Here is a 24,645-nt window from a genome sequence, read left to right as displayed (position 1 = left end):
TTACAATGGCTAAGAAAAAAATCAATATAGAAAATTCTGTCAGAAAACTCAGGTTTAACAATAACGAGATGACACAGCAAGAACTTGCTGATTTGGTTGGTATTTCCAGACAAACAGTTGTTGCAATAGAGAAATATAAGTACACCCCATCTCTAGAGTTAGCGTTCAAAATTGCATTAGCATTCAACAAAGAGATACAAGAAGTTTTTTATATTGGTAAATAATTTTCTAAGAGGATTAAAAATGAAGCAATATCCAGTAAATCTAAAGATTGATTACCCAGAAAAATCTAACAAATTAACGGCTCTTTTTAGATTAGTATTAATAATTCCAATTGTTATTATTCTTTCTATTATTTCTTCTTATGCTGAGGCTTTATCGCTAGCAGTAGTTTTAATGATTCTTTTTAAAGAAAAATACCCAAAGTGGTGGTTTGATTGGAATCTTGCTCTTACTAAATTCTGGCTTAGGATTGCAGCCTATGCTTTGTTAATGAGGGACGAATACCCTTCAACCGAAACTGACCAAGCAGTACAAGTTGAATTACCATATCCAGACGTTAAGAAAGACTTAAATAGATGGATGCCACTTATTAAATGGTTTCTAGCTATCCCTCACTACATCGTTTTAGTACTCATGTTTATTGCTGTTGTTTTTTGCACTATTTTTGCTTGGTTTGCGATTCTATTTACAGGACGATATCCTAAGGGCATATTTGATTTTGTTGAAGGCTTCCTGCGCTGGTCATTGAGAGTAAATGCTTACGCATTTTTATTAACAACAGATCAGTACCCACCATTTAAACTTGGTTAACTTAAAGTCTTTAAAGTTTGGCCCCTTAAGCTTCAATAACTCAACGAATATTAGGCTTTGTAAGATTGTCTACATGCAAAACTTCATTCACTTGCTCTTCCGTCATAAGCCCCTCTTGAATAATAATTTCTCGAACAGTCATTCCATCTTTTAGAGCTTTTTTGGCAATACGAGCTGACTCTTTATAGCCTAAATGAGGCGTAAAAAATGTTGCTATACCAGGACTTTGTTCAACATATCTTGCACAAACTTCAACGTTAGCTGTAATTCCGTCCACACACTTTGTCCTTAGCATAACCATCGCATTTGTCATATAGCGTAATGAGCGTAATATATTTACGGCTAAAACAGGCTCAAAAGCATTGAGCTGCATTTGACCAGCTTCAGCTGCCAAAGTAATTACTAAATCATTTCCAATTACTTGAAAAGCAGTTTGATTAACAGCCTCAGGGATAACAGGATTAACTTTCCCAGGCATAATTGATGATCCAGCTTGCACGGCGGGAAGATTAATTTCGTTAAACCCAGCAATTGGGCCTGATGATAACAATCTTAAGTCATTAGATATTTTTGAAAGCTTTATAGCTACTCGCTTTAAAACAGACGAGAATGACACAAAGGCACTAGTATCAGAGGTTGCAGCAATTGGGTTTGGAGCCAGCACTAAAGGCAGTCCAGATAATTCTGCCAAAGCCTCTACTGCTATTTTTGGATAATCTAAATGGCTATTAATTCCAGTTCCAATAGCGGTAGCACCTAAATTAACCTCTAAAAATAATTGTGACATTTCATTAAGCCTTTTAATGTCATCCAACAAAGTATTACCAAAAGCAGTAAATTCCTGACCAAGGCTCATTGGCACAGCATCTTGAAGTTGTGTTCGCCCCATTTTAATGACCCCAGAAAATTCAATGCCTTTGGCATGAAAAGAATCAGAGAGGGCTTTAATTGCCTCCAATAAAGGGTCATATTCTTTTAAAAATCCAACCAGCAAGGCAGTAGGATAGGTGTCATTAGTTGACTGTGACATATTTACATGCATAAGCGGGGAGATGGACTCGTAATCACCCTTCTCTTTGCCTATCATTTCTAGTGCAACATTAGCAATGACTTCATTTGCATTCATATTTGTTGAAGTGCCGGCGCCTCCCTGGATTATCTCCACAATAAACTGATCATGAAATTCACCATTAATAATTCTCTCACAAGCGCTGACTATAGGCTCAAAAATTTCATCCTCTAATAGGCCCAATTTATTATTTGCTCGAGCGCAAGCAAGCTTAACCATTGCATAGGCTATAACTATATTTGGATAAACTGAAATCGCAACATCCGCTATCGGAAAATTTTCAACAGCGCGCTTAGTATGGATTCCGTAATAAGCATCAAAAGGTATTTTCATTTCACCTAAAAAATCTGTTTCTATTCTGTATTCCATAATTTTTAATATTGAAAAATATTACCTTAATCAGTAGATTGAGCAAATGATACGCTTAAGAGAATCTTATTTTTGACAGCATTAATGCTAAACAAGAGAATACAAATACCGAGCAAGCATTGAAATTGACATAATAACAATTAAAAACCGAATAACAAGTGGGTTAGCCTTCAATAAATAATGGGTTCCAAAAAAAGCACCTATTAATTGTCCTGCCATCATTACCAGGCCAATTAAAAAGGCTATATGGCCAAAACTAAAGAAAACTATAAATCCGGCAATGTTTGATGCAAAATTTAATGGCTTTGCTAGAATTGTTGCTTGAATAATTTCAAGTTTTTTAAGCATAACTGCTGTCATTACAAAAAAAGATCCAGCGCCAGGTCCAAACATGCCATCGTAAAAACCAACTGCTGGAACAGCATATTTATCAAAACTTTTGCTGGATGCCGAGCTCTTCGAGGTTTTTTTAGGCTTAGGTGAGATAATAAAATAGATTGAAATAAATACCAGCACTATTGGTATTGCAAAAGAGAGCGCCTTGGTGTCAATAAACTGAACTATAACCCCGCCTATTACCGAGCCAACAAAAGACACTAACATTAAATACTTAATAGCACTCCAATTCAGCTTTTTTTTACGAAAAAGTAGGAGTGTTGCAACTCCAGTGCCCATACTACCTTGAAATTTATTTGTTCCCAGGACGTAGATAGGCGGAATCCCACTTAATAGTAATGCAGGAACTGCTAACAAACCGCCTCCCCCAACCAAGGTATCAAGAAATCCTGCAATCATGGCAACGAAAAATAAAAAAGTTAGAATCTCCAAAGAGTAATTTGCTAAATCCATAATCTTAATTACCCCAAATAACAGGGAACCAGTCCTCCCTTATTCGTTCACCATCTTTCTGGTTAATACCTGGAAAATTAGGTGAAGTTCGCCCTGGTCTATTACGATAAACCACATCATCCCCGAGAAAACGAAACGAAAGAGTGCGGCTGACATCATCCACTTTGTTAGCATTTGCACCGTGTATTGTCTTAAAGTTAAAGGCAACAACATCGCCTGGCTCAGTTTCCCATTGTTTGATTTCAAAATCACCATTATCAGTATTTGGCATGTCCATAAAAGTGTTATTATCTTCATAAAAGCTCTCATTGTTCGCCCAGCTTGTTGGTCGAATCTCTTTATTTAAATGATGACTTCCTGCCAGTGATCTCAATGAAACACTCTTCTTTCTTGACTCAAGAGGCAGCCAAAAACTGACCGTTTGATGCCCTGAAACGCAGTAATAAGGAAGGTCTTGATGCCAAGGAGTAGGGGCTCCTGAGAGCGCCTCTTTATAAAAAAAGTGGTCATGAAAAAATTGCGCTGATTTTGACTCCATTAAGTCTGCTGCAATTGAAGCAAGGGGTGAATTCAATACAAAGTCTTTATACTCTGGAATCCTCTGCCAATTACAAAAGTCCTCCAAAAACTTACCTTGAAAATCTTTTCCTTTATGTACCAATGCACCTTCGCTTGGATTCTTAATATGAAAGTCAGCTCCCTTAGATAAAGTATCAATCCACTCATTAAAAACACCCCTAAGAACCACAACACCATCATCTTTAAAGTCTTGTATTTCTGATTGAGTAAGAAGTGTTTTCATGAGGGTTGACTGGTTAGTATTGATAATTTATGAGTTCATTTTCAATAAACCTATGATAATCATTAAAACTTGAAACTTAGAAGATAAATATAATAATTAATACACAGCACGAGAGTTGGCATAAACAACTGTATTATTACTGTAATTTTTTACAGCCTCAATGATCCATGAAACTTTTTTCTGAGACCTTTACTATTAAAACAATTCCTAAAGTTGCTTGGAGCTCTGAAGACTCGTTTAATCTTAAGCCTAAGCCACTAACTTTTATATTTTTAGTATTTGGATTATTTTTATTTGGTCTTGGAGAAAGTCTTTTAATAACCAGTGGTGCTGGTGTTGGCCCATATACTGTATTAGCCCAAGGGATTTCAAACCTTACTGATTGGTCAATTGGCTTTTCTACTTTTGTTATCAGCATATTTGTGTTATTCATGTGGATTCCACTTAAACAAAAACCTGGGATGGGAACAATTCTCAATGCCTTCATAATAGCACTAACAATTGAGTTTTCAGTTTATTACTTGCCATATCCTGAAGCGTATCCAATGCAGGTTTTACAGGTCATTATTGGTATTCTTGTTATTGGACTTGGTAGTGGGTTTTATTTGATTTCAAACTTAGGCGCCGGTCCGAGGGATGGATTAATGATTGGCTTACAAAGAATAACTAATATGCCAATATATTCAATTCGAACAACGATTGAAATCAGCGTAGTAGTAGTTGGCTCTCTCTGCCTCCTTAATAACATTGACAAATTACTGGGTGAGGTTGTTGGGCTTGGAACGGCATTGTTTGCACTTGGAATTGGGCCATCAGTTGCACTAGGAATAACTCTTGTAGGAAAATTATCAAAGCAAAACTAGTTTGAGTCATTTTTAAATATTTAATTCCAGTAATAATCTTAATAAAGATAAAATCAAATAATGGATAAAATTCTCATTCAACCCGATGACTTTGACTTAACTACTGAAGTTAAGCTTGCTAAGGCCAATAACTCTAGTATTGGCGCTGTTGTAAGTTTTGTTGGAACAGTTAGAGACCTTCAACCGAAATCGCTTAGCTCTATGACTCTTGAGCACTACCCAGGGATGACTGAAAAATCTTTAGAGTCAATTGTTAAAAAGGCGCGAGATAAATGGGATATTGAAAATGTCACGATTATTCACCGCATTGGAACTCTTAATGTTAACGATCAAATAGTTTTGGTTATAACAACTAGTAAGCATCGTCAAGAAGCTTTTGACTCATGTAATTTCATTATGGATTTCCTTAAAACTGATGCCCCTTTTTGGAAAAAAGAAGTAACAGAAAATAATGAAGAGTGGGTTAGTGCGAGAACCAAAGATGAAAAGCAAAAAAAACGCTGGAAATCTTAAATATTAAAGTCTTCTGGACTGTTTAAATTAGTTAACAGCTCTAAATGACTTGAGACATTAACTCTTTCAGTTTGCTGCTGACGATACCAAAGAGCCATTTTCCGACCCCCTTCTGCTAAAAATTGATCAAGACTTTCATTAAGATTTGATTTCATAAGCGCAAAGGTTGCGTGCATTCTTTGCCCGTCATGAGCAACACAAATATTACACTCACTAGACTCCATTCTCTCAATAAGAGAATCGATTAAGGTCACATCAATCATTGGACTGTCACAGGGGAGAACTAACAAATAATTAGAAGTACAAACTTTTAAAGCTTTAGAAATTCCAGCTAGCGGGCCCTGATAGCCTTCTAAGTCGTCTTCTATTACTTTTCCATATTTAGAATAATCCTCTAAACTTCTATTTGCACTTATAAATATTTGACTTACCCTATCCTTAGCAACACTGGCTGCATATGAAATTAATGGAAGGTTTCGAAACTCAATGAGCCCCTTATCTTTTCCGCCCATTCTTGAGCCCATCCCTCCAGCTAAGATGACAGCTGAAATCTCTTTTTTTGATATTTTATTCACTTAATGCTTGTGCTTTTTTCAAGTTATTTTTAATTAGAAAATTTACTTACAATTGTATAATATACCGTATGAATATTAAATCCATAGAACCTAATGAATAGTCAAAGCACTAACTCAAGCTCAGCAATGTTTAGTGATTCACTGATGAGTGCAGATGATGCTTTGTCCTTTCTAATAGACTCTGCTAGTGTTACAGCAATGACAGAAGCCGTGTCTTTGGATGACTCACTCGGTAGAATTTTAGCAAGCGATATACATTCAACAATAAATGTTCCCGGTTTTGATAATAGCGCAATGGATGGCTACACTATTGCACTTAATGACAACCAAGTAGCACAAGAAAACTTAAGCTTTGATGTTGTCGATAGAATTGCTGCAGGCTCAACTGGAAATGACTTAAAGATAGGCAACGCTGCCAGAATATTTACTGGCGCTCCAATTCCAAATGGAGCTAATACGGTTGTAATGCAGGAAGAATGTACACTCTCTAAGGATAAATCTCAGATAACGGTTAAAAGAGCTATTAATTTAAATGAGAATATTCGCCCCACTGGGAACGACATCCTTAAAGATAACGTTATTCTTAGCTCAGGAAGGCAAATCAAGCCTCAAGATATTTCTTTAGCCGCCTCAGTTGGTGTTGGTGAACTGGTCGTTTTTAAAAAAATTAAAGTAGGTGTTTTTTTCACAGGTGATGAATTGGTTGAGCCTGGAAACCCTTTGACACCTGGAAAAATTTACAACTCTAATCGTTACGCTCTTGTAGCGCTTCTAAAGCAGGTTGGATGTGATGTGATAAACCTTGGAAATATAGAGGACAAGTTGGACGCAACCTGCGAAGCACTTGAAGCACTTGAGAGTCAGTGTGATTTAATTATGACAACTGGCGGGGTCTCAGTAGGCGAAGAAGATCACGTTAAACCTGCTGTTGAAAAACTTGGAGAGTTAAATCTTTGGAAAATTCGAATGAAACCTGGAAAACCTTTGGCTTATGGTAAAGTTAAGCAGACTCCATTTATTGGGCTGCCAGGAAACCCAGTATCAAGCTTCGTAACTTTTTGTATTTTTTCATTGCCATTTATAAAAAAAATGCAAGGAAACAGTAACTATGAATCTAAAATTTTAAAGGTGAAAACAAACTTTGACTGCAAACGTGCTAAGCCTAGGCGTGAATATGCGCGCGTTCGTATTGACCATTCAACGGAGACTCCTTTAGCGAGTCTCTTCCCAAAACAAGGTTCAGATGTTATGAGCTCGGTTGTTTGGGCTGATGGAATTGTTGAGATACCTGAAAATACAACCTTTGAAACTGGGACTATACTCAACTACTACTCAATGAGTGAATTAACAAGATGAGTAAATTAACCCACATCAACGCAAATGGTGAAGCGCAAATGGTAGATGTTTCCGATAAGAATGAGACTGCACGCGAAGCTAAGGCTTGCGCGCGAGTTGTAATGAAAGCTGAAACGCTTGACTTAATTGTCTCTGGCTCCCATAAAAAGGGTGATGTCCTTGCTGTTGCTAGGGTTGCTGGGATTCAAGCTGCAAAAAAATGCTCAGATCTAATCCCACTTTGTCATCCACTAATGCTATCTAAAGTGAGTGTAGAGCTTACTCCTAATACTCAAAATAACTGCATTGATATTATTGCTACAGCAAAACTAACTGGCAAGACTGGTGTTGAAATGGAAGCGCTAACTGCTGCAAGTATTGCTGCTCTTACCGTTTATGATATGTGTAAGGCGGTTGATCGCTTCATGCTCATTGATAATGTCCAGCTTATAGAAAAGAAAGGCGGCAAGTCTGGGCACTGGATATTACCAAAATGAACAAACTAATTGATCCATACAATCGAGAAATCACTTATCTACGGGTCTCAGTTACAGACCACTGTAACTATAGATGCCATTATTGTAGAGATGAGGATCACCAAACCCACACTAAAAGATCTCAGGTCCTCTCTTTTGAGGAGACTGCAAAAATTGTTCGTTTATTTTCAGAGCTAGGAGTTACAAAAGTGCGCCTTACTGGCGGAGAACCCCTGCTACGAAAAGATATACTTGAGCTAACTAAAATGCTTGGAGATATCCCTGGGCTTAATGATATTCCGCTCTCAACTAACGCGCATCTTCTACCGCCACTAGCAGCCAAGTTAAAGGCTAATGGCGTTAATAGAGCCAATATTTCAATTGACTCTCTTATCCCAGAGCGCTTTAAAGAAATTACGAGGGACGGTGACTTAGTAACAGTTATAAAAGGAATTGACGCGGCGATATCTGCAGGAATGAGTCCTATCAAACTTAATATGGTTGTCATGAAGGGTGTTAATGATGATGAAATTGAGTCCATGATAGATTTTGCTATTGGCCGAGGAATTGATATTCGTTTTATTGAAACAATGCCTATTGGGCTTGCTGGCATAGAAGCAGTCGATAGACACTACAGTGAAAAAGATATTCTTGAAAGAGTCTTTAAAAGGTTTGGAAGTAAGCTTAAATCCCAGAAAGCCCAGCAAACTGATGGGCCAGCGAAAGCTCTTCATATTAAAGGTACCAACACCAGTATAGCTACAATATCAGCTGTATCTAATAATTTCTGTAGTAGCTGCAACCGCGTCAGATTAACGGCTAAAGGTGAGCTAATTTTATGCCTTGGTCAAAAAGACTCAGTATCACTTCGTGATGCCCTAAGATCAGGAATGACTGATGCAGAAATTAAGCAATTAATCGTTGACGCCATAACAAAAAAACCAGAAAAACATTTCTTTGACTCCGTAATTGATAATATTAGTAGTAGTCAAATGGTGGAGATTGGTGGATGAAAATTATCTACTTTGCTTCTCTAAAAGAAAACTTAAAGACAAGTCATGACTTGATGAACTTTGACGCGCCAGTTTCAATATCTTTTATCAAACAAAAACTTATTGAAAAACACGGGAGCGAACACTTTCCAAATAACATTTTGTGCGCTGTTAATCAAGAAATGGCGGCGTCAGATACCATTGTTAAAGAAGATGATGAGGTGGCTTTTTTCCCACCCGTTACGGGAGGCTAGAAGATTATATGACCGATTCTAAAATTAAAATTGGATTCCTTACTATTTCTGATAGAGCTGCACGTGGAATCTATGAAGATATTAGTGGACCTGCCATGCAGGAATGGATATCAAAAGCAGTAACTAGCCCATATGAGGTAGTTTCAAAAATAATTGAAGATGAGCAGCCTTTAATAGAGAATACTCTCAAAGAGATGAGTGACAGTCTTGGTTGTAATTTAATTCTTACAACAGGTGGAACTGGTCCAACTACTCGAGACGTAACGCCCGAGGCTACTAAAGAAGTTTGTGAAAGAATCTTTGATGGATTTGCAGAGCAAATGAGGATTGTTTCACTTAGGACCGTTCCTACAGCAATTCTTTCACGGCAAATCGCAGGTACTCGAGGTAATAGCTTAATTATCAATCTTCCTGGCAAGCCAGTCGCAATTTCTGTATGTCTTGGAGCAGTTTTTTTAGCTGTACCGAAATGTCTTGAGCTTCTTGATGAGTCCGTCATAACAATCGATAAAAATTATGTCTCTCAAGTGTTTGAGTAAATTTATTTGATGATCAATACAAGAGATTCAGCACTTGATTTAATGCGCGGCATTGCAATCATTATGATGATTGCCTTTCACTTTATTTATGATCTCAATTCTTTTGGCTTTTCTGATATTCCATTATTTACTCATTGGGCTGGGATAGCATGGCGCTGCTTAATTGTTTTTCTTTTCTTGAGCGCTGTTGGAATTAGCTTGGTTATTGCTCATAGCAAAGGCATTAAATTTAAAAAATTCCTTAAACGCTTATTATATTTAGGAATTGCTGCTCTTTTTGTTTCAGCTGGAACTTATGTAATGTTTCCTGATGGATGGGTCTATTTTGGAATCCTTCATTTAATTTGGTTTTCTACTATCATAGCAATTTCTTTTGTAAATCTTCCTAAGACCTCCTTGCTAATTGCTGCATTAATTCTTATTGGTGCGATTTTTGATCAACCTAACCTTAGTTTTATTTCATACCTCCTTGAACCTTACTTACCGTTTGGAAGTGTTGATTATTACCCTCTATTCCCGTGGCTATCTTTTGTCTTTATTGGAATTTATCTAGGGCACAATCCCTATTATCAGAAAATATTTATTTTTCGATTAAATTGGCTTGAAGTAATCGGAAAGCATGCTCTAATTATCTATCTGACTCATCAGTTAGTGTTGTTTAGTGTTGTGAGCTTGGCATACAACCTATTGAATTAATTGGCTTTGTAATACTCTAGCTTGATTGAAGCTTTGAATTGGTGATTCTTGTAATCGTAGTTAATATTTCTGCAGGAGAAAGCGACTATTCAGTAAGATCATTACTGTAATTAAAAATAGTATATTAAAAAGAGAGACGATTACAAGAAACCAAAACCTAACCGTAGTGATTCATTAAATTAGCAATTCTTTTTAAAAAAATTGCATGCTCACAGGCTTCTTCTGAAGAATATATTTCTTCTTGTATATCAACTGGAACACCGCGAATTCCTGAAACAATTCCTATCTTATATTTTTCAAACATACGAATACAAACAGTAACATATTTGCCAGCCATTGGCGCTCTTCGTAATTTATCAAGAACTTTTCTAAGGTCATGACTATGTTCGATCGCGGCCCTTCCATTTGATGGAGCAGTTCCAACAGGACTATTTCTGTGCTCTGAAATCAATTTTCTGCGTGATTCATCATCAAACAAAAGAGGCATTACATAAGTCCTCGTAATATAATCATCTGTCTCAGCATAAGATTCGTTTGCAATTACACCTTTTTCTTTATTTGTCATAATATATTCCTATTTTGTAATTAATGGTTGCGACAAGGCACTGACTCTCCTCGCTCCTCTTTTAATCGTCCTGCCTCAATTTGGGCGCCTTCAGGGGTGTTAAAGATCTTATCTTCAAAAAGTATTAATGGCTTTGCTCGATCTGCATTCAACTGGCCAACACACCACTCTTTTCCTTCAACAATGCAAACTGCAACATAAGCACCTGCAATTGGCCCAATGTGTCTATTATTAAGTGTAAATAAATATTCTGACAAATCATTAACTTTATCCTCATCTAGAGGGCTAATTACTCTTTTCTCTAATTCATTAAGAGGCTCAGTGCTTGTTCCAACAACTGACTTACCAACAGGTGGATCCATCATATTAGGGTGTTTATTAGTAATCATTTTAATATAACTCCTTATCTATATTATTAAGGCAAAGGTCCATCTTTTAAAAATCCTCTTATTGCATTTTCTGTAATACGAGAAACATTATTATTGTAATTATTATGCGAAAGACTTCCACACCACGACAAAGATCCTGGAGCAAAAACTCCACCATCATTTGGTGTTTTATAAAACACCATATCAGCTCGAACCATTGGATTCTCAGTACCACTTCCGTGATACCCACGAACAGAAAAGTGAATCTCTTCATTAACTTGCAACATTAAATTGGTATGTCCAACTGAATGCGCTAATAAATATGAATCATGTGGGGTTCCGAATTCAATGTCATACCGATCCAACTCTACACCTGCAGCCCCACCGCCAACAAGCCCAAAATCACCGATTTTTTCACCATTCCCTACCCCTTCCATTATCCAAGCTGTCTCTGGTCTTTCACTATCCTTATCTCTAACATAGTAGGATGAAACATCAAAACCATAAGCCGTAAAAGTGAGTCCACAAAGCTTACTTGGAATTCTTCCTCGAGCGCGCCACATGCCTCCATATTTTCCATCAAAAGCATTATTATATTCTCCAGGATTTGCTGTCCAGGCTCTAGTTCCAGCCTCTCCTTTACGAACTTCAATAATATTAGAATTATCAGGATGATACTCACTACACCAGTAGAAACCATTTGCACCTAAATAAATCCATCGACCTCCATCTTGTTGATATTTTTCATAAGCAGAAAACATTTTTTCTGAAGTATATTCTGGATGACTTCCAGTAAGTACAGTTTGATATTTATTTAATAACCCAACTCCTTCTCGATGCAAGTCTTCATCAGTATGAATATCAAAATCAAAGTTTTTTTCTTCAAGCCAGTCAACAAGATGAAGATCGCCATTAAGCTGCCATAAAGACGGAGAGAGCCAATGACGATATTTAGGGCGCATATTTAAAATTGGTCTAAGTCTTGATGAGTAGCAAACGCCACTTCCATCTGAATGAAGTGAATAAGTAGAAAGTCCATATTCTCTATGCTCATTTAAATATAGATCAGCTGCAGTCATTACAGGAACCTTTCCAGCTAATAACTCAGCCACAACACAGTTGGTACAAAGATTATCATTTGAATAGGCTAAGTATGAATTTGTAGGCAAAATAAAAGCCAATTTTGAAGTAGTTTTTCCTTTTGGAGGACGAACAACAAAAGGAATATAATCTTCTGTTTCTGGAGAGTCTTCACCACCAATCCTTAAGCGAGCAGCATAAATACCACTTTTTAAGCCATCAGGAATTTTCAGTTCAAAATCAACTTCCCAACGTGCGTCATCTATATCATCGTCATGAAAATGAATTGCACCATACTCTTCAGGCTTATGATGATAAACAATTTCATCTCCAGTCCAGTTAAAGCCTGTCATAGCCCTAACAGGCATATTAATAATGACACCATTTAACATAGAAGGTGACGTATCAATTATGCAAGTTGAGGCGATGTTTGTAGTTATATTTGCATGAAAATCCCATGCTCCAACAACGTCGTTACGTAATTCTGCCTTACAACCCTGGTAACCACGTGCCAAAGATTCTATTTCAGACCTAGTTAAAGCTCTTCTTGAGAGTCTTGGGCGATCTATTTTTCCGTTATATGTATGAATTTGCTCTGGCAATTCTATAGGCTCCAACACCTCTTTAAAATGTCCTCCAGAAATATGTCTTCCTGACCTCTGATATTTTGTACTTGCTGCCATTAAAAAAGGGGCATCATTGATACCCGGCTTTATACTATTAATAGACTCCACCACAGCAGTAGTTTCTTCTGCTGGATTTAATAAGCCTTGGCCTAATCCGCCATTAGTTGATGTTACAACAGGTTCTTGAAATAACGTAACTTTACCTGTGCGCGCATCATAACTAACTGCTGCAAGATACCAAACCTTTCTTAAAAGTTTTTTATCACTTGAAAGCTTCATAATCTGGCCACTGCCATCGCCTATTTCGACAGACAAACAATTATGCTCGTCTATAAACAACCCATAGCCACTTTTAGTTTCTTCAACCCATTTAGTTAAAACGCCCTGGCGTCCTTTTTGTGGAGTACCAAGACCAACAACAGGTGTTGTTGGGAATATATAACACTGAAGTGTAAAGCTTTCTAAATTAAGACGCTCATCTTGAGGGACGATCACATAAGAGCCACCATGTATTTTTTGATTTTTTCCTGGATAATTTTTATTACATTCAGCCTGAATTTCTTCTTCTTTGTATCCAGGACCGTCAGGGTTAGTATCACCATGTATTAATCGGACTATTTGTGTTTCGTAAACTTCACTATCTTCAGAGTTAATATAAAATTGTATGTTATCTCCAGGACAAACAGAGTATTTGTCGCTATAACCAGTAATTCTCAACATAATATTTCCTTAATTTTTTATTAATTTAAAGTTAAACTTTTTAGGCTTTATCGCCTTCTATATCGTCGCCTTTTTTTTCATCCTTCTTATAATCCCCAAGAATGTTTTTAATATTGCTTATCTCTTTAGATGACATTCCAATTTCATCAAGAAGATTGTCAACAAAAGGAGCCTGTGCGCGATAACGTAATGCGGAATTAACTACATTTTCAGAAAAATTTCCGCCTCCATTTACTGGTCCAACAAAATCTCCATTGGAACTATTTGAATTGAAGCCAGGCATTCCATTAAGTTCATAAATTTTTATGTCATCAATATTTTCCATTGGCTTAACAGCTTCTCTAATAATTGAGTCAAGATTCTTAGCAATCTCCATTCTTAGATCGCTTTGACGACTTTCATCACTTCGAGCATTTTCAGCCTCATTTAGCATCAAATTTCCTGCTGCATCTACTTCATATCGAAGCTTACTTGCAAGGGAGGCATATTTATCAGTTTGCTCTTGCTCCTGTGCTGCTTCTTTTTCAGCTCTAGCAAGGGTGGTAATTTGTATTGCTTCACTCTCACCCTCTTTTTCAGCATTAATTATCTGAAGCTTCTTTTGTCGCTCTGCAACTTCAACCTCCTGTGCTGATTGAACCTGCTCCTCTGCGACAACAACTTGAGCCCTAATATGTTCTTTATTTTCTACTGCCTTTAATACTTCTACAGTTTTGGCTATAATTTCAAGCTCACGATCTTTCTCTTCAATCTCAAGATTTTTTCTCTTTTGTATTTCAGAAGCTTGAGACAATTGATCATTATTAATTCGAGAGATTTCAAGAGATCTCTTTTGATCTATTTCCATCTTTTTAACTTCTTCGTTTGCTTTTATTTGGGCCTGTTCAGATTCTATATATTGCTCAGACTCAACCTTAAGAACTTCAGTTTTCTGTTTTGCCCTTTGAGAAGCAATATCTTCTTCCTGTTGGAGTCTTGCAAACTCATTTTCTTTTTGAATATCTAATGCTCTAATTTCAGCCTCAAGATTTTTTTGCTTAATGTCAGTTTCAGTTTGTCTTTCAATTTCGTTTCTTAATCTTTTTCGCTCTTCAATCTGAAGTGTTAGCTCATGCTCCCTCAATGAACGCTCAACTTCAATTGTATCTTGTTGTTGAATACGTGCTTTTTCAATATCCTCTTCAGACTGGATTCTGGATTCTTCAGCTAAGCGCTGCTGTGTTGAGGTTTCAATAGCCATATCAGTACGCTCTCTATCTCGTTGTTTGGCAATTTCACGCTCCTGTGATAACCTTGAAAACTCTCTTTGTTGATCAATTTCCAGAGCTTTCTGCTCAGCTTCCAGATTTTTTGCTCTAATTCTTATTGTTGTATCTTGCTCAATATCATTACGCTTTTTCTTTCCTGCTTCAATTTGCTCTGTAAGCTGAGTAAGACCTTCCGCGTCAAACGCGTTAGATGGGTTAAATACCTCTAGTCCAGCTTGATCTAAACTAGTTAGAGAAACGGCTTCAAGCTCTAGTCCTGTCGCACTTAAAGATTCAGCAACAATAACCTTTACTTCCTTTATATATTCGCCCCTCTTCTCCTGTATTTCTTCCATTGTCATTTGTGCTGCAACAATACCTAGTGCGTCTACAAATCTACCTTGGACTAATTCTCTTAAACTTTCAGGCTCCATTGTTCGCTTACCTAAAGTACCCGCTGCAATTGATACTGCCTCCTTTGATGGAGTTACGCGTACATAGAATTCTGCAATTATTTCAACTCGCATTCTATTTTTAGTAATAAATGATTTATCACCACCACGCTTAACTTCTATACGCAATGTTCGCATTCCAACAGAAGTTATATTGTGAATTATTGGTAATACAAATGCTCCCCCACTTAATATAACCTTTTCACCTCTAAGTCCAGTTCTCACAAAAGAAACCTCTTTGGATGATCTGCGATAAAGCCAATGCAGCAAATATACAAAAATTGCAATTGCTAATGCCGTAAGAATAATGGCTGCAATAATATCTGCACCAGTCATAATAATTTCTCCTTATAAAATTTGTATGTATTATTTTTCATAGTTAATTGCTTTCATTTACTAGCTGAGTATCATTCATTGCAGCTTTATAAATTACGAATCCAAAAATTACTTTATTTAAAAAATCACTTAAGTTATAAACAATATTTAAGCTATTCACATCAATACCGCCCCCAAGATTGTTTATAAAATAACCAAGTGGGTAAATTGCCCATCCAATAGTTAAAATTAATCTGAGGCCATTAAATGCCATATGTGTGGCTTCATTACCACTCTCTAAATTTGCACGTCCTGCTTCTCCCATATACAGTTCACCGAGAATATAAAGCCAACCCACAACTCCTATAATAAATCCTAACGTAGCGCTCATATAACCAGCTGCCCCTAGAAATTCGCCAATCACCATTACTAATGATCCAATTAATAATCTCCAAAACAAAGCTGATGAAACTTTTGTAACTGCAGACAAGATGACATAAAACAATACAATTTGCATCGTATGTGTGAGTATCCAGTCTAAATATCGTAGAATAATTGGTGCTGAACCAGTGTCCACCCACATTGTTTTAATATAGTGGTAGAAGACTGCTGAAACCAGCATTACCACACCTAGTAATGTCATAGTTGTATGCCACTTAGTAGCAACCTTTGTTCTTTCAAGAAGAAAGAAAATAGATGCACCAAACATTGCCATAGATAGGAGCCAAAAAGTACCTCCTACAATGTCTGTTGGTAATAATGTGCTGTTCATAAAATATCCTTGGTTTTAAATTCTATTTTTATTACTTCAATCTTTAATTCATTTTAAAAAATATTTTTAATAACTCTAAAAACTAAATGTCGAGCTTAAAATCCATAAGGCCCAGAAAAAAGTTTCTGGGCTTTATGAAGTTTATTTACTTATGAATTTGGATCGTATGCCTCTGGATCCGCAGGTCTCAGGAAGAAATTATCAAGATAGTCTTTACCACCCCAAATATCTATCCCTGGGTTGTACCAACCAGTAGAACCTCTATCACAATCAGTACCCATCATTGCCTCAACATCAGAGTAAGTAATTTTGCGAGGTGGTACTAAAATTGATTGAATCTTAGGACCTTGACCTTGCAATGTGCGCATCATGATGTTCCAGCCAAGCTCAACATCATCACCCGGAGGCCATGTTTGAATTGCCGCACTTATGTAATCTGGATTATTACGCCAGTAACATAAAGCACCTAACTCACCACCAATTGATAATGGAACCATTTCACGACCTGATTGCTGAAGTGCAGCTAATACTCCTGTTTCACCAGAAGACTGAACTGCCATACCGTCAAGCTGACCAGGATGAGTTGCTAACCATTTTTGTGTTTCTGCTTGACCAACTTGTGATGTCCACATATGGGCAATCTGTCCAGTAACCTTAATTCCAGGATATTGAGACAAACCATCCAAAACTCCACGGTTCTGAGAATCAGAAGCAGAATAGCCAGGAATACCCTCTACTACAAGAACATTACCCTCTCCACCAATCTCTTCGGCCATCCATGTACCAACATCAAATCCTGCCTGATGATAGTTAACTGATGAACTGACTGAAAGTGGCGATGTTGTATATCCAGTAAATGAAAAGACGGGAACGCCTCTATCAAATGCATACTGAATAGCTTGATTAAGAGCTGTCGGGTTCGAGCAACAAATAATAATTGCATCTACGCCCTGATCAACTAGCTGTCTAATCTGCTGGATTTGTAAAGAATCTTTAAGATTTGACTGTGTAACAACAATATCATTAAGTAGTCCGAGCTCTTGCCATTTTGGCTTGATCTCATTCAATAACCGGTCCATTGCGCCTTTACGCCAAGTATTTCCAGCATAAGTACTTGCATAACCTACTGTCCAAGGTGGAGAGCGGTCACTCTTCCATTCCCTAAAAGCACTCTCACCTAATGGCTGCATTGAATCCATTAGATCTGGGTTATACACTGAATCAGTAATACTTTTTGGAATTTCATCTAGACCAGCAAGAGTCATTGTTGAAAATCCTAATGATAAAAAACATGCTAAAGTAAATTTTATAAATTTTTGCATTTTTATCTCCTTTTTTTGACAAGTATCATTACTTGTTTTGTATACTTTAAAAAACTTTGATTTATAAGCTAGGTACGCTTTTAAAGCAAATTTACATAGTCTAAAGTATATGTGAGTATAGCATATTGTATATATTAGTCAACAAAAGTATGTATATTTTATTTATTACATTACATTAGTATGTATATGGGATTAAAGTATGCAGCCCTGCATTCTTATTAACCAGTAAAATAATGTACAATTAATGAGAATGCCTCATTAAAGCTTTAAAATTCAATTACTAAGAGAATAAATAAATATGCCAAATCAAGTTCAAGATAATTCAATTCGTCATCAAATCGTTATAGCGGATGACCATGCATTAGTCAGAGGTGGGCTAGAATTAGTTGTAAAAATGGCTGTACCAAATTCAGATATATTTCAAACGAATAGCTTTGATGAAACAATAAAAATTCTCTCAGAAAAGCCTTCTATTGATTTATTGCTTCTAGATCTCATGATGCCTGGAATGGATGGAGAAAAAAGCATCCTCAATATTATCAATTTGCATCCTGGCGTCCCAATAGTTATTGTTTCTGTTAAAGAAGATTTTGATTCCATTCATATGGCCATCTCTTCTGGAGCATCAGGTTACATTCCAAAAACCTCCCTACCAGAAATTACTATTAGCGCTATTAAGCTTATCTTGGCTGGGGGTGTTTACATTCCTCCGCATGTCTTGCAATCAAGAATTGACATCAAGAATGATGCCTCCCAACCAGTATCAAATATTATTAAAAAGTCCAGCATCCTATCAAAGAGACAAGAAGAAGTCTTTAATCTTATAAAGGTTGGTAACTCAAACCAGTCTATTGCAACTGAATTGGGTCTTACCATTCCAACAATTAAAATGCACGTATCAGCAATTTTTAAAAAACTCAATGTTAAAAATAGAACTGAAGCAGTTGCTAAATATTCCAATATCCAAAAAGTTTCGGAGTTAATTACCTAGAGGGAGGTTTATTGAGTTCTATTTTTAAAAATGACAACTATATTTTCTTTTTAGTAGAGTATTTTAAAAATATATTCATAAAATATTCAAGACTTCCTTGCGCGTCTTTATTTTTTTTATTGTTCTTAATAAGTTATATTTCACCCACTCAGGCTAATGAAGGTGCTTATTGGTCTCAAAGCGTAAACGTATTCAATTATTCTTGTACAGATGGTGACGTTGATTGCTGGACAGACAAAAGAAACTCCCTAGAAACGCTTCCCCTTCAAATTTATGCTCCTTTAAAACCAAACCAAGTTAATAATAAACATCACATATGTGTTTCATTTCCTCACCTTAAAGACTCTTATTGGGTTGGAGTAGCCTATGGGATTATTACTGAAGGTCGTCGTCTAGGTCAAAAAATCACATTATTTGAAGCCGGTGGATATACAAATCTAGACGCACAACTAAATCAAGTCGATGATTGTATAACTAACGGAGGAGAGGCTTTAATTATTGGACCAATCTCAAGTAATGGTAACGCCAAACAGATAGAAATAATAAGAGAAAAAGGAATTCCTGTTGTTGTTCTTGTTACTGGAATAAATACAGCTGTTGATGCCAATTCTTTACAAAGTTTTATCGATATGGGTTACACCTCATGCAAATGGGTTTTAGATCAAGAAAAAGATAATCCAAATGAAACCAATATAGTTTGGTTTCCTGGACCGCCTGGCGCAGGATGGTCTATTGCCTCAAACGTAGGCTGTTTAAAAGCTTTAAATGGATCAAAAATTAAAATACTTGAAACAAATTGGGGGGATACAGGGAAATCAATCCAATTGCAGTTGGTTGAAGAGACCCTTCAGAACTTAGCTTCAGGGCCTGAGCCAGAATTTAAATACATTGTAGGGACTGGAACAACAATTGAAGCTGCAGCAGGAGCCCTAAGAGCCAGAAAACTTCAAAACAAAATTAAATTAGTGTCCACATACTATACGCCTGGTATTGATCTTTTTATAAAACGAGGGTTAATTTCAATGGCGCCATCAGATCAAATGATTTCTCAAGCCAGAATTGCCGTTGACCAGGCAGTAAGGCTATTAGGGGGAATTGAAATGGCAACAGGAGGTCGCCCAGAATATAATACGGGTCGAATTACAGAGCACATACAGCAACCAATATTAATTGTAACACCTAAAAATTTTAGTAAGTTTGACTCCTCAACAACACTAGCCCCTAAGGGGTGGTCTCCTGTTTTTTCAGTAAACTAAAAGATAATCTTAGTAATTAAAAAAACTAAATTATGAATCAATCATCAATACCTCTATTAAAGCTTAAGAATATATCAAAACAATTTTTTGAAACTTCTGTATTGAATGAAGTCAATTTTGATTTGTACCCTGGTGAAGCTCATGCCATCTTTGGTCCAAATGGAGCTGGAAAGTCTACTTTAATTAAAATTATTACTGGTGATTTACAGCCTACAAGTGGAAAAATTATTCTGAACAATGAAGAATTGAAAATTCATTCTGTCCATAATGCGAGGGAGCTTGGAATTAGTGCAGTGTTTCAAGAGTTCTCATTAGTTCCTCAACTCACTGTTGAAGAAAATTTATTTCTAGGCTCTAATGTTTCAAAAGGGCTATTTCTTAACAAGAAAAAATTGCATAAAATGGCTTGTGAGACCATGGATAGACTCGAGTTCTCTATTAAACCTGAAGAAAAAATAATTAACTTATCTCATGCCGAAAAAAGAATGGTTGAGATTGCAAAAGCATTCCATACAAGACCCTCAATAATGATTCTTGATGAGCCAACTGCTTCTTTGGCGGAAAATGAAACAAACCATCTTTTTTCAATGATTAAAATTTTAAAAGAAGAAGGCATTGGTGTAATTTATATTACTCACCGAATGAAAGAAATTTATACAATATGTAATCGCGTAACAATTCTTCAAGATGGTAAAGTAGTTGAGACTGATAAGGTCTCTAAAATTGATGAGCAAAAATTAATTGAGCTTGCTACTGGCCGAAAAATCAAAAACTTTTTTCCTGAGATAAAAAGTCATCCTGGCAGAAGGCTATTAGATGTAAAAAACCTAAGCATTCCAGATAGTTTCTTAAAGGATGTATCAATCAATGTAAGAGCTGGAGAGGTAGTTGGACTTGCAGGACTTGCTGGATCAGGAAAATCTGCAATTGGTCGGGCATGCTTTGGTATTAATAAAATTAATTCAGGCAACATAACTTACTTAGATGATGTTGTATATGACAGTTCTAAAAATATCAATGACATTAGTCCAAGAGCAATGCTTGATAGAGGAATGCTTTATGTACCCTCTGATAGAAGGGCTGAAGGACTTGTAATGGAACACAATATCAGAGAAAATATTTCTTTACCATCACTAGGGCTTCCAAAATTTTCAACTGGCTTCATGGTAAATAGAAAAAACGAAAAAGATATTGTTGAAAAGATTGGGCAACGATTAAACTTCAATAAGGGTATCGAAAATAAAATAGAGCAGCTATCTGGTGGTACTCAACAAAAAGTAATGCTTGCTAAAAGTTTTGCTCGAGACGTTCAATTATTTATTCTTGATGAACCAACAATAGGAGTAGATATTGGTACTCGCGTGTCAATTTATGAACTGATAAGTGACTTTTGTGATGCAGGAGGAGCAGTTCTCATGATCTCTTCTGATTTAACCGAACTAGTTAACTTATCTCATAGAATCTATATTATTAATGAAGGCAGCTTAAGTGCTGAAATAAACTCTGAAGAGTCAAGCGAACTTCTAATCCAAAACTATTTTTTGAAATCTAGAGAAACTGAAATCAAAGTCTAACTTTTAAAAATAAATTGAGAGCTAAGAGTTAATCAAATGTGAAAGAATAGCTCTGAACTTTGCAGGTTGAATTGGTTTTAATAACACTGGCAGCCCTTTTTCTTTAATGCTTTGTATATGAGACCTTTCTACATCTCCAGTTATTATTATGCTCGGAATTACAGACTCTAACTCTTGCTGAACTAGTTTAACTACATCAACACCTGAAGCATCTCCTGGTAATCGATTGTCAGCCACAATAATGTTTGGCAATTGGTAATCTGGAGACCTAATGATATTTTTGATTTCGTTCAGGTCTCTTCCAGAATCGACAATACAGCCCCAAGATTCCATTAACTGAATTGAAGCTTTTAAGACATCAATATCGTCTTCAACTAATAAAATTCTAGCACCAGTTAAATCCATAATGTTAGAAATAGCTTCAAGTTGAACTTCACTATTCTTCGCTTCACCAATTTCAACTAATACAGAAAAGCATGAGCCACCTCCGAGAGTAGATTTACAATCTATTGTATGGTTAAGGCTTAGAGATAAACGCTTCGCTAGAGCCAGACCAAGACCAAGCCCCTTGCTTCTATCTCGCTCTTTATTTTCAATCTGATAAAAGTCCTCAAAAATATTTGGCATTTGATCTTCTGAGATTCCACAGCCCGTATCCCAGACTTCAATTAAAACCTTATTGCCCCTCTTTCTGCATCCCATCATTACAGATCCAGCTTCAGTATAACGAATGGCATTTGACATATAATTACCTAATATACGTTCCAATAAATCAGGATCACTTCTAACAGTAATACTAGAAGGAACGATTCGAAACTGTAAGTTTTTATCTTTTGCTAAAGGTGCGAATGATTGAAAAATACTAGTAAAAATATTATTAATTGAGAAGTCTTCATATCGAGGCTTAATAGCTCCAACCTCCAATTCAGAAACATCTAAAAGAGCATTTAAAAGTCTTGCAGTTGAAGCTGAAACTGAATTTATATCTTCAATAATTGTAAGAATTTTTTCATCTTTAACTTTAGATTTTAACGCGGCTATGTACATCTGCATTGCATTTAAAGGTTGACGTAAATCATGGCTAGCTGAAGCTAGAAATAGTGATTTGGCTTTATTGGCTCTATCAGCATCTTCCTTAGCATTTTGAAGTCCGACTCCTTGCTCCCATAAGTCCTCTTTAAGCCTGTTAAAACTTCGCCCCATTCTTCCAAGCTCATCCTCTCTTTCTAATATATTTTGCTCATCTTCTAACCTTGTCACTTTTCTTAACGGGGTGTATCTATTTATTGAGTCAGTAAGTAACTGTAAAGGCTTTGAAATATTCATCCTTACAATAAGAAGAATCATTGATATAGCGAATAAAATAGAAATAATTGTTGTTATAACTATATAACTAATAGCGATTCTTTCAACATAAATTATTTTTGCTTTAGAGGCATTAATAACATTTTCTAATTCTTTACTTACTTTTTCTGCCTGAATAATAAGAGACTCTTCAGTAGATAAAATTTCATTGAGGTTTTTGATATTTAGAGTAAGTATTTGTAAATTGTTTTCAAGAAATAAGTTACTTACAACTGTTTGATTATATTTTTGAGAAACTACTCTCAGGGCATAGAGCTCTAAAAGTAATTGCTCTTGATTATCTAAAATTATGTCGTTGTTTGAGGCTTCGTCATTTTTAACTTTTCTAATAAAATCTTCAGTATCAGCAATTGAATCCTTCAATTTTTGACTAGCTAATAAAAATTTATCCTGGATTGATTTGCCGCCTAAGAGCTGCACATATTTATCGTAAAAACTTGTTTTATCACCATCTTGGTTAACGATTTGGGTAACCGTTATATAAAGCTCATTGAGACTAAGCCTTTGACTATAAACGCTATCATCAATTCTATGAACGGACTCGATTAATGGAATTGTGATAGAAGACATTTGTTTGGTTTCGCTGCCAACTGTGTAGATTTGCGAAAAAGCAACTAGCATTAATGAAATAAAAGCAATAATTTCAATAAATATTAAAGCTAAGATTTTTTGATTAAGAGATAACCTATTAAAGAGATTTTTTTTAATTTTTCTCATATATTAATTATGAATTTCTAGATCTCAGAATCTAAGAAAACATTCAAATTTAATGAATTATAAAAAATCATTCTTATTCGGTCATTATTTCTTTATGGTTGATAACATTTGCTGCCTAAAATACTCAGCACTAATGGCTACTATAAGCAACACACCTATAACAACCATCTGTAAGTATGAACCAACTCTCATTAGGTTCATTCCATTTTGTATTAAGATAATAAAAAATGCCCCTAAAACAACATTCTGAACTCTGCCAACACCGCCAAGAAGGCTTACCCCTCCAATCGCACAAGCGGCAATAGATAGCAATGGATAGCTTGCACCAATGTTAGGCTCTCCAGTTTCCAGCCTTGCAGTAATCAATAAAGCCGCAATACTAGTTATAACTGCAGAAAAAACATAAGCACTCACAATATAAAAACGAACATTAATGCCAGAAAGTTCTGCTGCTCTTATGTTTCCTCCTATAGCATAAAAGTACCTCCCCATCTTTGTCATATTAATAAAAATATAAACCAAAATAATAAAAAATAGAGTGATCCATATAGTTAACGAAATACCTAGAAACGTTCCATAGCCAAAAATATTCGTGAATGATTCGGGCATTCCATAGATTGGAATTCCTCCAGTAATAGTAAGAGCTAACCCAAATATAATTGAAGACATGCCAAGAGTCATTATGAATGGAGGCACTCGTAAAAAAGCAACACCAAGGCCATTGACTAGACCAATAAGCGCTCCAACTAGAAGCCCTGCTAAGCAGCCTATAAAAATTGCCTCCCAGCCGGAACCATATCCAGACCACAAAGCCACCATTGTCATCGAAGCAACTACAGAAGTCATTGCAAGAATTACACCAACAGAGAAATCCAATCCTGCAGTGAGCATAACTACCATCTGAGCCATAGCCACAAGAATAAGATCTGAAGAATGTCTTGCTACGCCTAGAATATTTTGTGTAGTTAAAAAATTATCACTAGCAAATGAGAAAGTAATTAGAGCAACACCAAGAAACCAGGGTAATACTCCAGCTTTAATAAATGAAGAGGACAAGAATTTCTTGAGTATTGAAAAATAATTAAAAAATTCACTCATATTTATATTTACTTAATAAACCCAAGAATATG

The 24,645-nt window shown here is 36.1% G+C and carries 25 protein-coding genes; 13 read left to right on the top strand and 12 right to left on the bottom strand.

Annotated features, from left to right (window positions below; genetic code table 11):
• Positions 1-5 precede the first annotated feature (5 nt).
• Positions 6-224, top strand: coding sequence for a helix-turn-helix transcriptional regulator (locus ABXT44_RS02875; RefSeq protein ID WP_416653046.1), 219 nt, complete (start codon positions 6-8; stop codon positions 222-224).
• Positions 225-243: 19 nt separating this feature from the next.
• On the top strand, positions 244-813 hold the full coding sequence (locus tag ABXT44_RS02870) for a DUF4389 domain-containing protein (protein ID WP_416687986.1): 570 nt from the start codon (positions 244-246) through the stop codon (positions 811-813).
• 40 nt (positions 814-853) lie between these two features.
• Here the strand turns inward: ABXT44_RS02870 and ABXT44_RS02865 are convergent, their stop codons facing one another.
• The 3 genes from ABXT44_RS02865 to ABXT44_RS02855 form a co-directional block, all read right to left on the bottom strand.
• Positions 854-2,251 (bottom strand): aspartate ammonia-lyase, encoded by a 1,398-nt coding sequence (locus tag ABXT44_RS02865; RefSeq protein ID WP_271541147.1) that lies wholly within the window; start codon positions 2,249-2,251, stop codon positions 854-856.
• 87 nt (positions 2,252-2,338) lie between these two features.
• Positions 2,339-3,100, bottom strand: a complete 762-nt coding sequence (locus ABXT44_RS02860) for a TSUP family transporter (RefSeq protein WP_416687984.1) — start codon at positions 3,098-3,100, stop codon at positions 2,339-2,341.
• Positions 3,101-3,104: 4 nt separating this feature from the next.
• Complete coding sequence (locus ABXT44_RS02855) at positions 3,105-3,902, bottom strand: phytanoyl-CoA dioxygenase family protein (RefSeq protein WP_416687982.1); 798 nt, start codon at positions 3,900-3,902, stop codon at positions 3,105-3,107.
• Between the two features lie 167 nt (positions 3,903-4,069).
• Between ABXT44_RS02855 and ABXT44_RS02850 the strand changes: the two genes are divergently transcribed.
• Positions 4,070-4,765, top strand: coding sequence for a YczE/YyaS/YitT family protein (locus ABXT44_RS02850; protein WP_416687981.1), 696 nt, complete (start codon positions 4,070-4,072; stop codon positions 4,763-4,765).
• Positions 4,766-4,825: 60 nt separating this feature from the next.
• On the top strand, positions 4,826-5,278 hold the full coding sequence (locus ABXT44_RS02845; RefSeq protein ID WP_416687979.1) for a molybdenum cofactor biosynthesis protein MoaE: 453 nt from the start codon (positions 4,826-4,828) through the stop codon (positions 5,276-5,278).
• Here the strand turns inward: ABXT44_RS02845 and mobA are convergent.
• Entirely contained in the window at positions 5,275-5,853 is a 579-nt protein-coding gene (gene mobA / locus ABXT44_RS02840; RefSeq protein ID WP_416687977.1) for a molybdenum cofactor guanylyltransferase MobA, read from the bottom strand. The genes ABXT44_RS02845 and mobA overlap by 4 nt on opposite strands.
• Before the next feature lie 93 nt (positions 5,854-5,946).
• Here mobA and glp point away from each other — a divergent pair, with 93 nt between their 5' ends.
• The 6 genes from glp to ABXT44_RS02810 are packed head-to-tail and all read left to right on the top strand — an operon-like array spanning position 5,947 to position 10,145.
• Positions 5,947-7,209: a gephyrin-like molybdotransferase Glp gene (glp, locus tag ABXT44_RS02835; RefSeq protein WP_416687975.1), complete on the top strand. Its 1,263-nt coding sequence runs from the start codon at positions 5,947-5,949 to the stop codon at positions 7,207-7,209.
• A complete protein-coding gene (gene moaC, locus ABXT44_RS02830) occupies positions 7,206-7,685 on the top strand; it encodes a cyclic pyranopterin monophosphate synthase MoaC (RefSeq protein ID WP_416687973.1) in 480 nt (159 codons plus the stop codon). Before glp ends, moaC begins: the two co-directional genes overlap by 4 nt.
• Positions 7,682-8,677 carry a GTP 3',8-cyclase MoaA gene (gene moaA / locus ABXT44_RS02825; protein ID WP_416687971.1) on the top strand — a complete coding sequence of 332 codons (996 nt, stop codon included), beginning with the start codon at positions 7,682-7,684 and terminating at the stop codon, positions 8,675-8,677. The genes moaC and moaA overlap by 4 nt, the downstream gene beginning before the upstream one ends.
• Positions 8,674-8,910: a MoaD/ThiS family protein gene (locus ABXT44_RS02820; RefSeq protein ID WP_416653028.1), complete on the top strand. Its 237-nt coding sequence runs from the start codon at positions 8,674-8,676 to the stop codon at positions 8,908-8,910. The genes moaA and ABXT44_RS02820 overlap by 4 nt, the downstream gene beginning before the upstream one ends.
• Before the next feature lie 8 nt (positions 8,911-8,918).
• Positions 8,919-9,449, top strand: coding sequence for a molybdopterin adenylyltransferase (gene mog, locus ABXT44_RS02815; RefSeq protein WP_416687970.1), 531 nt, complete (start codon positions 8,919-8,921; stop codon positions 9,447-9,449).
• A gap of 9 nt (positions 9,450-9,458) precedes the next feature.
• Entirely contained in the window at positions 9,459-10,145 is a 687-nt protein-coding gene (locus ABXT44_RS02810; protein WP_416687968.1) for a heparan-alpha-glucosaminide N-acetyltransferase, read from the top strand.
• 157 nt (positions 10,146-10,302) lie between these two features.
• Here the strand turns inward: ABXT44_RS02810 and ABXT44_RS02805 are convergent, their stop codons facing one another.
• The 6 genes from ABXT44_RS02805 to ABXT44_RS02780 form a co-directional block, all read right to left on the bottom strand.
• Positions 10,303-10,710, bottom strand: a complete 408-nt coding sequence (locus ABXT44_RS02805) for an inner-membrane translocator (RefSeq protein ID WP_271541124.1) — start codon at positions 10,708-10,710, stop codon at positions 10,303-10,305.
• A gap of 20 nt (positions 10,711-10,730) precedes the next feature.
• Positions 10,731-11,099 (bottom strand): hypothetical protein, encoded by a 369-nt coding sequence (locus ABXT44_RS02800; RefSeq protein ID WP_271541123.1) that lies wholly within the window; start codon positions 11,097-11,099, stop codon positions 10,731-10,733.
• A gap of 26 nt (positions 11,100-11,125) precedes the next feature.
• Entirely contained in the window at positions 11,126-13,504 is a 2,379-nt protein-coding gene (locus ABXT44_RS02795; protein WP_416687967.1) for a N,N-dimethylformamidase beta subunit family domain-containing protein, read from the bottom strand.
• Positions 13,505-13,544: 40 nt separating this feature from the next.
• Complete coding sequence (locus ABXT44_RS02790; protein ID WP_271556576.1) at positions 13,545-15,539, bottom strand: flotillin domain-containing protein; 1,995 nt, start codon at positions 15,537-15,539, stop codon at positions 13,545-13,547.
• A gap of 43 nt (positions 15,540-15,582) precedes the next feature.
• A complete protein-coding gene (locus tag ABXT44_RS02785; RefSeq protein ID WP_271556574.1) occupies positions 15,583-16,290 on the bottom strand; it encodes a bacteriorhodopsin in 708 nt (235 codons plus the stop codon).
• 149 nt (positions 16,291-16,439) lie between these two features.
• A complete protein-coding gene (locus tag ABXT44_RS02780) occupies positions 16,440-17,612 on the bottom strand; it encodes an ABC transporter substrate-binding protein (RefSeq protein ID WP_416687965.1) in 1,173 nt (390 codons plus the stop codon).
• 298 nt (positions 17,613-17,910) lie between these two features.
• Between ABXT44_RS02780 and ABXT44_RS02775 the strand changes: the two genes are divergently transcribed.
• From ABXT44_RS02775 to ABXT44_RS02765, 3 genes are read left to right on the top strand one after another with little or no spacing between them, the layout of a single operon-like run.
• Positions 17,911-18,603: a response regulator gene (locus ABXT44_RS02775; protein ID WP_416687963.1), complete on the top strand. Its 693-nt coding sequence runs from the start codon at positions 17,911-17,913 to the stop codon at positions 18,601-18,603.
• Between the two features lie 11 nt (positions 18,604-18,614).
• Positions 18,615-19,859, top strand: a complete 1,245-nt coding sequence (gene torT / locus ABXT44_RS02770) for a TMAO reductase system periplasmic protein TorT (protein WP_416687961.1) — start codon at positions 18,615-18,617, stop codon at positions 19,857-19,859.
• A 32-nt stretch (positions 19,860-19,891) separates the two neighbouring features.
• Positions 19,892-21,433: a sugar ABC transporter ATP-binding protein gene (locus ABXT44_RS02765; RefSeq protein ID WP_416687959.1), complete on the top strand. Its 1,542-nt coding sequence runs from the start codon at positions 19,892-19,894 to the stop codon at positions 21,431-21,433.
• 21 nt (positions 21,434-21,454) lie between these two features.
• Here the strand turns inward: ABXT44_RS02765 and ABXT44_RS02760 are convergent, their stop codons facing one another.
• Entirely contained in the window at positions 21,455-23,515 is a 2,061-nt protein-coding gene (locus ABXT44_RS02760; RefSeq protein ID WP_416687957.1) for an ATP-binding protein, read from the bottom strand.
• Positions 23,516-23,599: 84 nt separating this feature from the next.
• Positions 23,600-24,613 (bottom strand): ABC transporter permease, encoded by a 1,014-nt coding sequence (locus ABXT44_RS02755; RefSeq protein ID WP_416687956.1) that lies wholly within the window; start codon positions 24,611-24,613, stop codon positions 23,600-23,602.
• Between the last annotated feature and the right edge of the window lie 32 nt (positions 24,614-24,645).

It is taken from the genome of Candidatus Pseudothioglobus sp. Uisw_041, from assembly GCF_048087625.1.
In the GTDB taxonomy this organism is placed as follows: Bacteria; Pseudomonadota; Gammaproteobacteria; order PS1; family Pseudothioglobaceae; genus Pseudothioglobus.
The sequence above is the reverse complement of the archived record's forward strand: the minus strand, read 5'-3'. Positions and strand labels throughout refer to the sequence as shown.

What these genes read in the sequence shown, in the direction of transcription:
- ABXT44_RS02875 (WP_416653046.1), top strand. Translation starts at nt 6, where the DNA reads ATGGCTAAGAAAAAAATCAATATAGAAAATTCTGTCAGAAAACTCAGG.
- ABXT44_RS02870 (WP_416687986.1), top strand. Translation starts at nt 244, where the DNA reads ATGAAGCAATATCCAGTAAATCTAAAGATTGATTACCCAGAAAAATCT.
- ABXT44_RS02865 (WP_271541147.1), bottom strand. Translation starts at nt 2,251, where the DNA reads ATGGAATACAGAATAGAAACAGATTTTTTAGGTGAAATGAAAATACCT.
- ABXT44_RS02860 (WP_416687984.1), bottom strand. Translation starts at nt 3,100, where the DNA reads ATGGATTTAGCAAATTACTCTTTGGAGATTCTAACTTTTTTATTTTTC.
- ABXT44_RS02855 (WP_416687982.1), bottom strand. Translation starts at nt 3,902, where the DNA reads ATGAAAACACTTCTTACTCAATCAGAAATACAAGACTTTAAAGATGAT.
- ABXT44_RS02850 (WP_416687981.1), top strand. Translation starts at nt 4,070, where the DNA reads ATGAAACTTTTTTCTGAGACCTTTACTATTAAAACAATTCCTAAAGTT.
- ABXT44_RS02845 (WP_416687979.1), top strand. Translation starts at nt 4,826, where the DNA reads ATGGATAAAATTCTCATTCAACCCGATGACTTTGACTTAACTACTGAA.
- glp (WP_416687975.1), top strand. Translation starts at nt 5,947, where the DNA reads ATGAATAGTCAAAGCACTAACTCAAGCTCAGCAATGTTTAGTGATTCA.
- moaC (WP_416687973.1), top strand. Translation starts at nt 7,206, where the DNA reads ATGAGTAAATTAACCCACATCAACGCAAATGGTGAAGCGCAAATGGTA.
- moaA (WP_416687971.1), top strand. Translation starts at nt 7,682, where the DNA reads ATGAACAAACTAATTGATCCATACAATCGAGAAATCACTTATCTACGG.
- ABXT44_RS02820 (WP_416653028.1), top strand. Translation starts at nt 8,674, where the DNA reads ATGAAAATTATCTACTTTGCTTCTCTAAAAGAAAACTTAAAGACAAGT.
- mog (WP_416687970.1), top strand. Translation starts at nt 8,919, where the DNA reads ATGACCGATTCTAAAATTAAAATTGGATTCCTTACTATTTCTGATAGA.
- ABXT44_RS02810 (WP_416687968.1), top strand. Translation starts at nt 9,459, where the DNA reads ATGATCAATACAAGAGATTCAGCACTTGATTTAATGCGCGGCATTGCA.
- ABXT44_RS02805 (WP_271541124.1), bottom strand. Translation starts at nt 10,710, where the DNA reads ATGACAAATAAAGAAAAAGGTGTAATTGCAAACGAATCTTATGCTGAG.
- ABXT44_RS02800 (WP_271541123.1), bottom strand. Translation starts at nt 11,099, where the DNA reads ATGATTACTAATAAACACCCTAATATGATGGATCCACCTGTTGGTAAG.
- ABXT44_RS02795 (WP_416687967.1), bottom strand. Translation starts at nt 13,504, where the DNA reads ATGTTGAGAATTACTGGTTATAGCGACAAATACTCTGTTTGTCCTGGA.
- ABXT44_RS02790 (WP_271556576.1), bottom strand. Translation starts at nt 15,539, where the DNA reads ATGACTGGTGCAGATATTATTGCAGCCATTATTCTTACGGCATTAGCA.
- ABXT44_RS02785 (WP_271556574.1), bottom strand. Translation starts at nt 16,290, where the DNA reads ATGAACAGCACATTATTACCAACAGACATTGTAGGAGGTACTTTTTGG.
- ABXT44_RS02780 (WP_416687965.1), bottom strand. Translation starts at nt 17,612, where the DNA reads ATGCAAAAATTTATAAAATTTACTTTAGCATGTTTTTTATCATTAGGA.
- ABXT44_RS02775 (WP_416687963.1), top strand. Translation starts at nt 17,911, where the DNA reads ATGCCAAATCAAGTTCAAGATAATTCAATTCGTCATCAAATCGTTATA.
- ABXT44_RS02765 (WP_416687959.1), top strand. Translation starts at nt 19,892, where the DNA reads ATGAATCAATCATCAATACCTCTATTAAAGCTTAAGAATATATCAAAA.
- ABXT44_RS02760 (WP_416687957.1), bottom strand. Translation starts at nt 23,515, where the DNA reads ATGAGAAAAATTAAAAAAAATCTCTTTAATAGGTTATCTCTTAATCAA.
- ABXT44_RS02755 (WP_416687956.1), bottom strand. Translation starts at nt 24,613, where the DNA reads ATGAGTGAATTTTTTAATTATTTTTCAATACTCAAGAAATTCTTGTCC.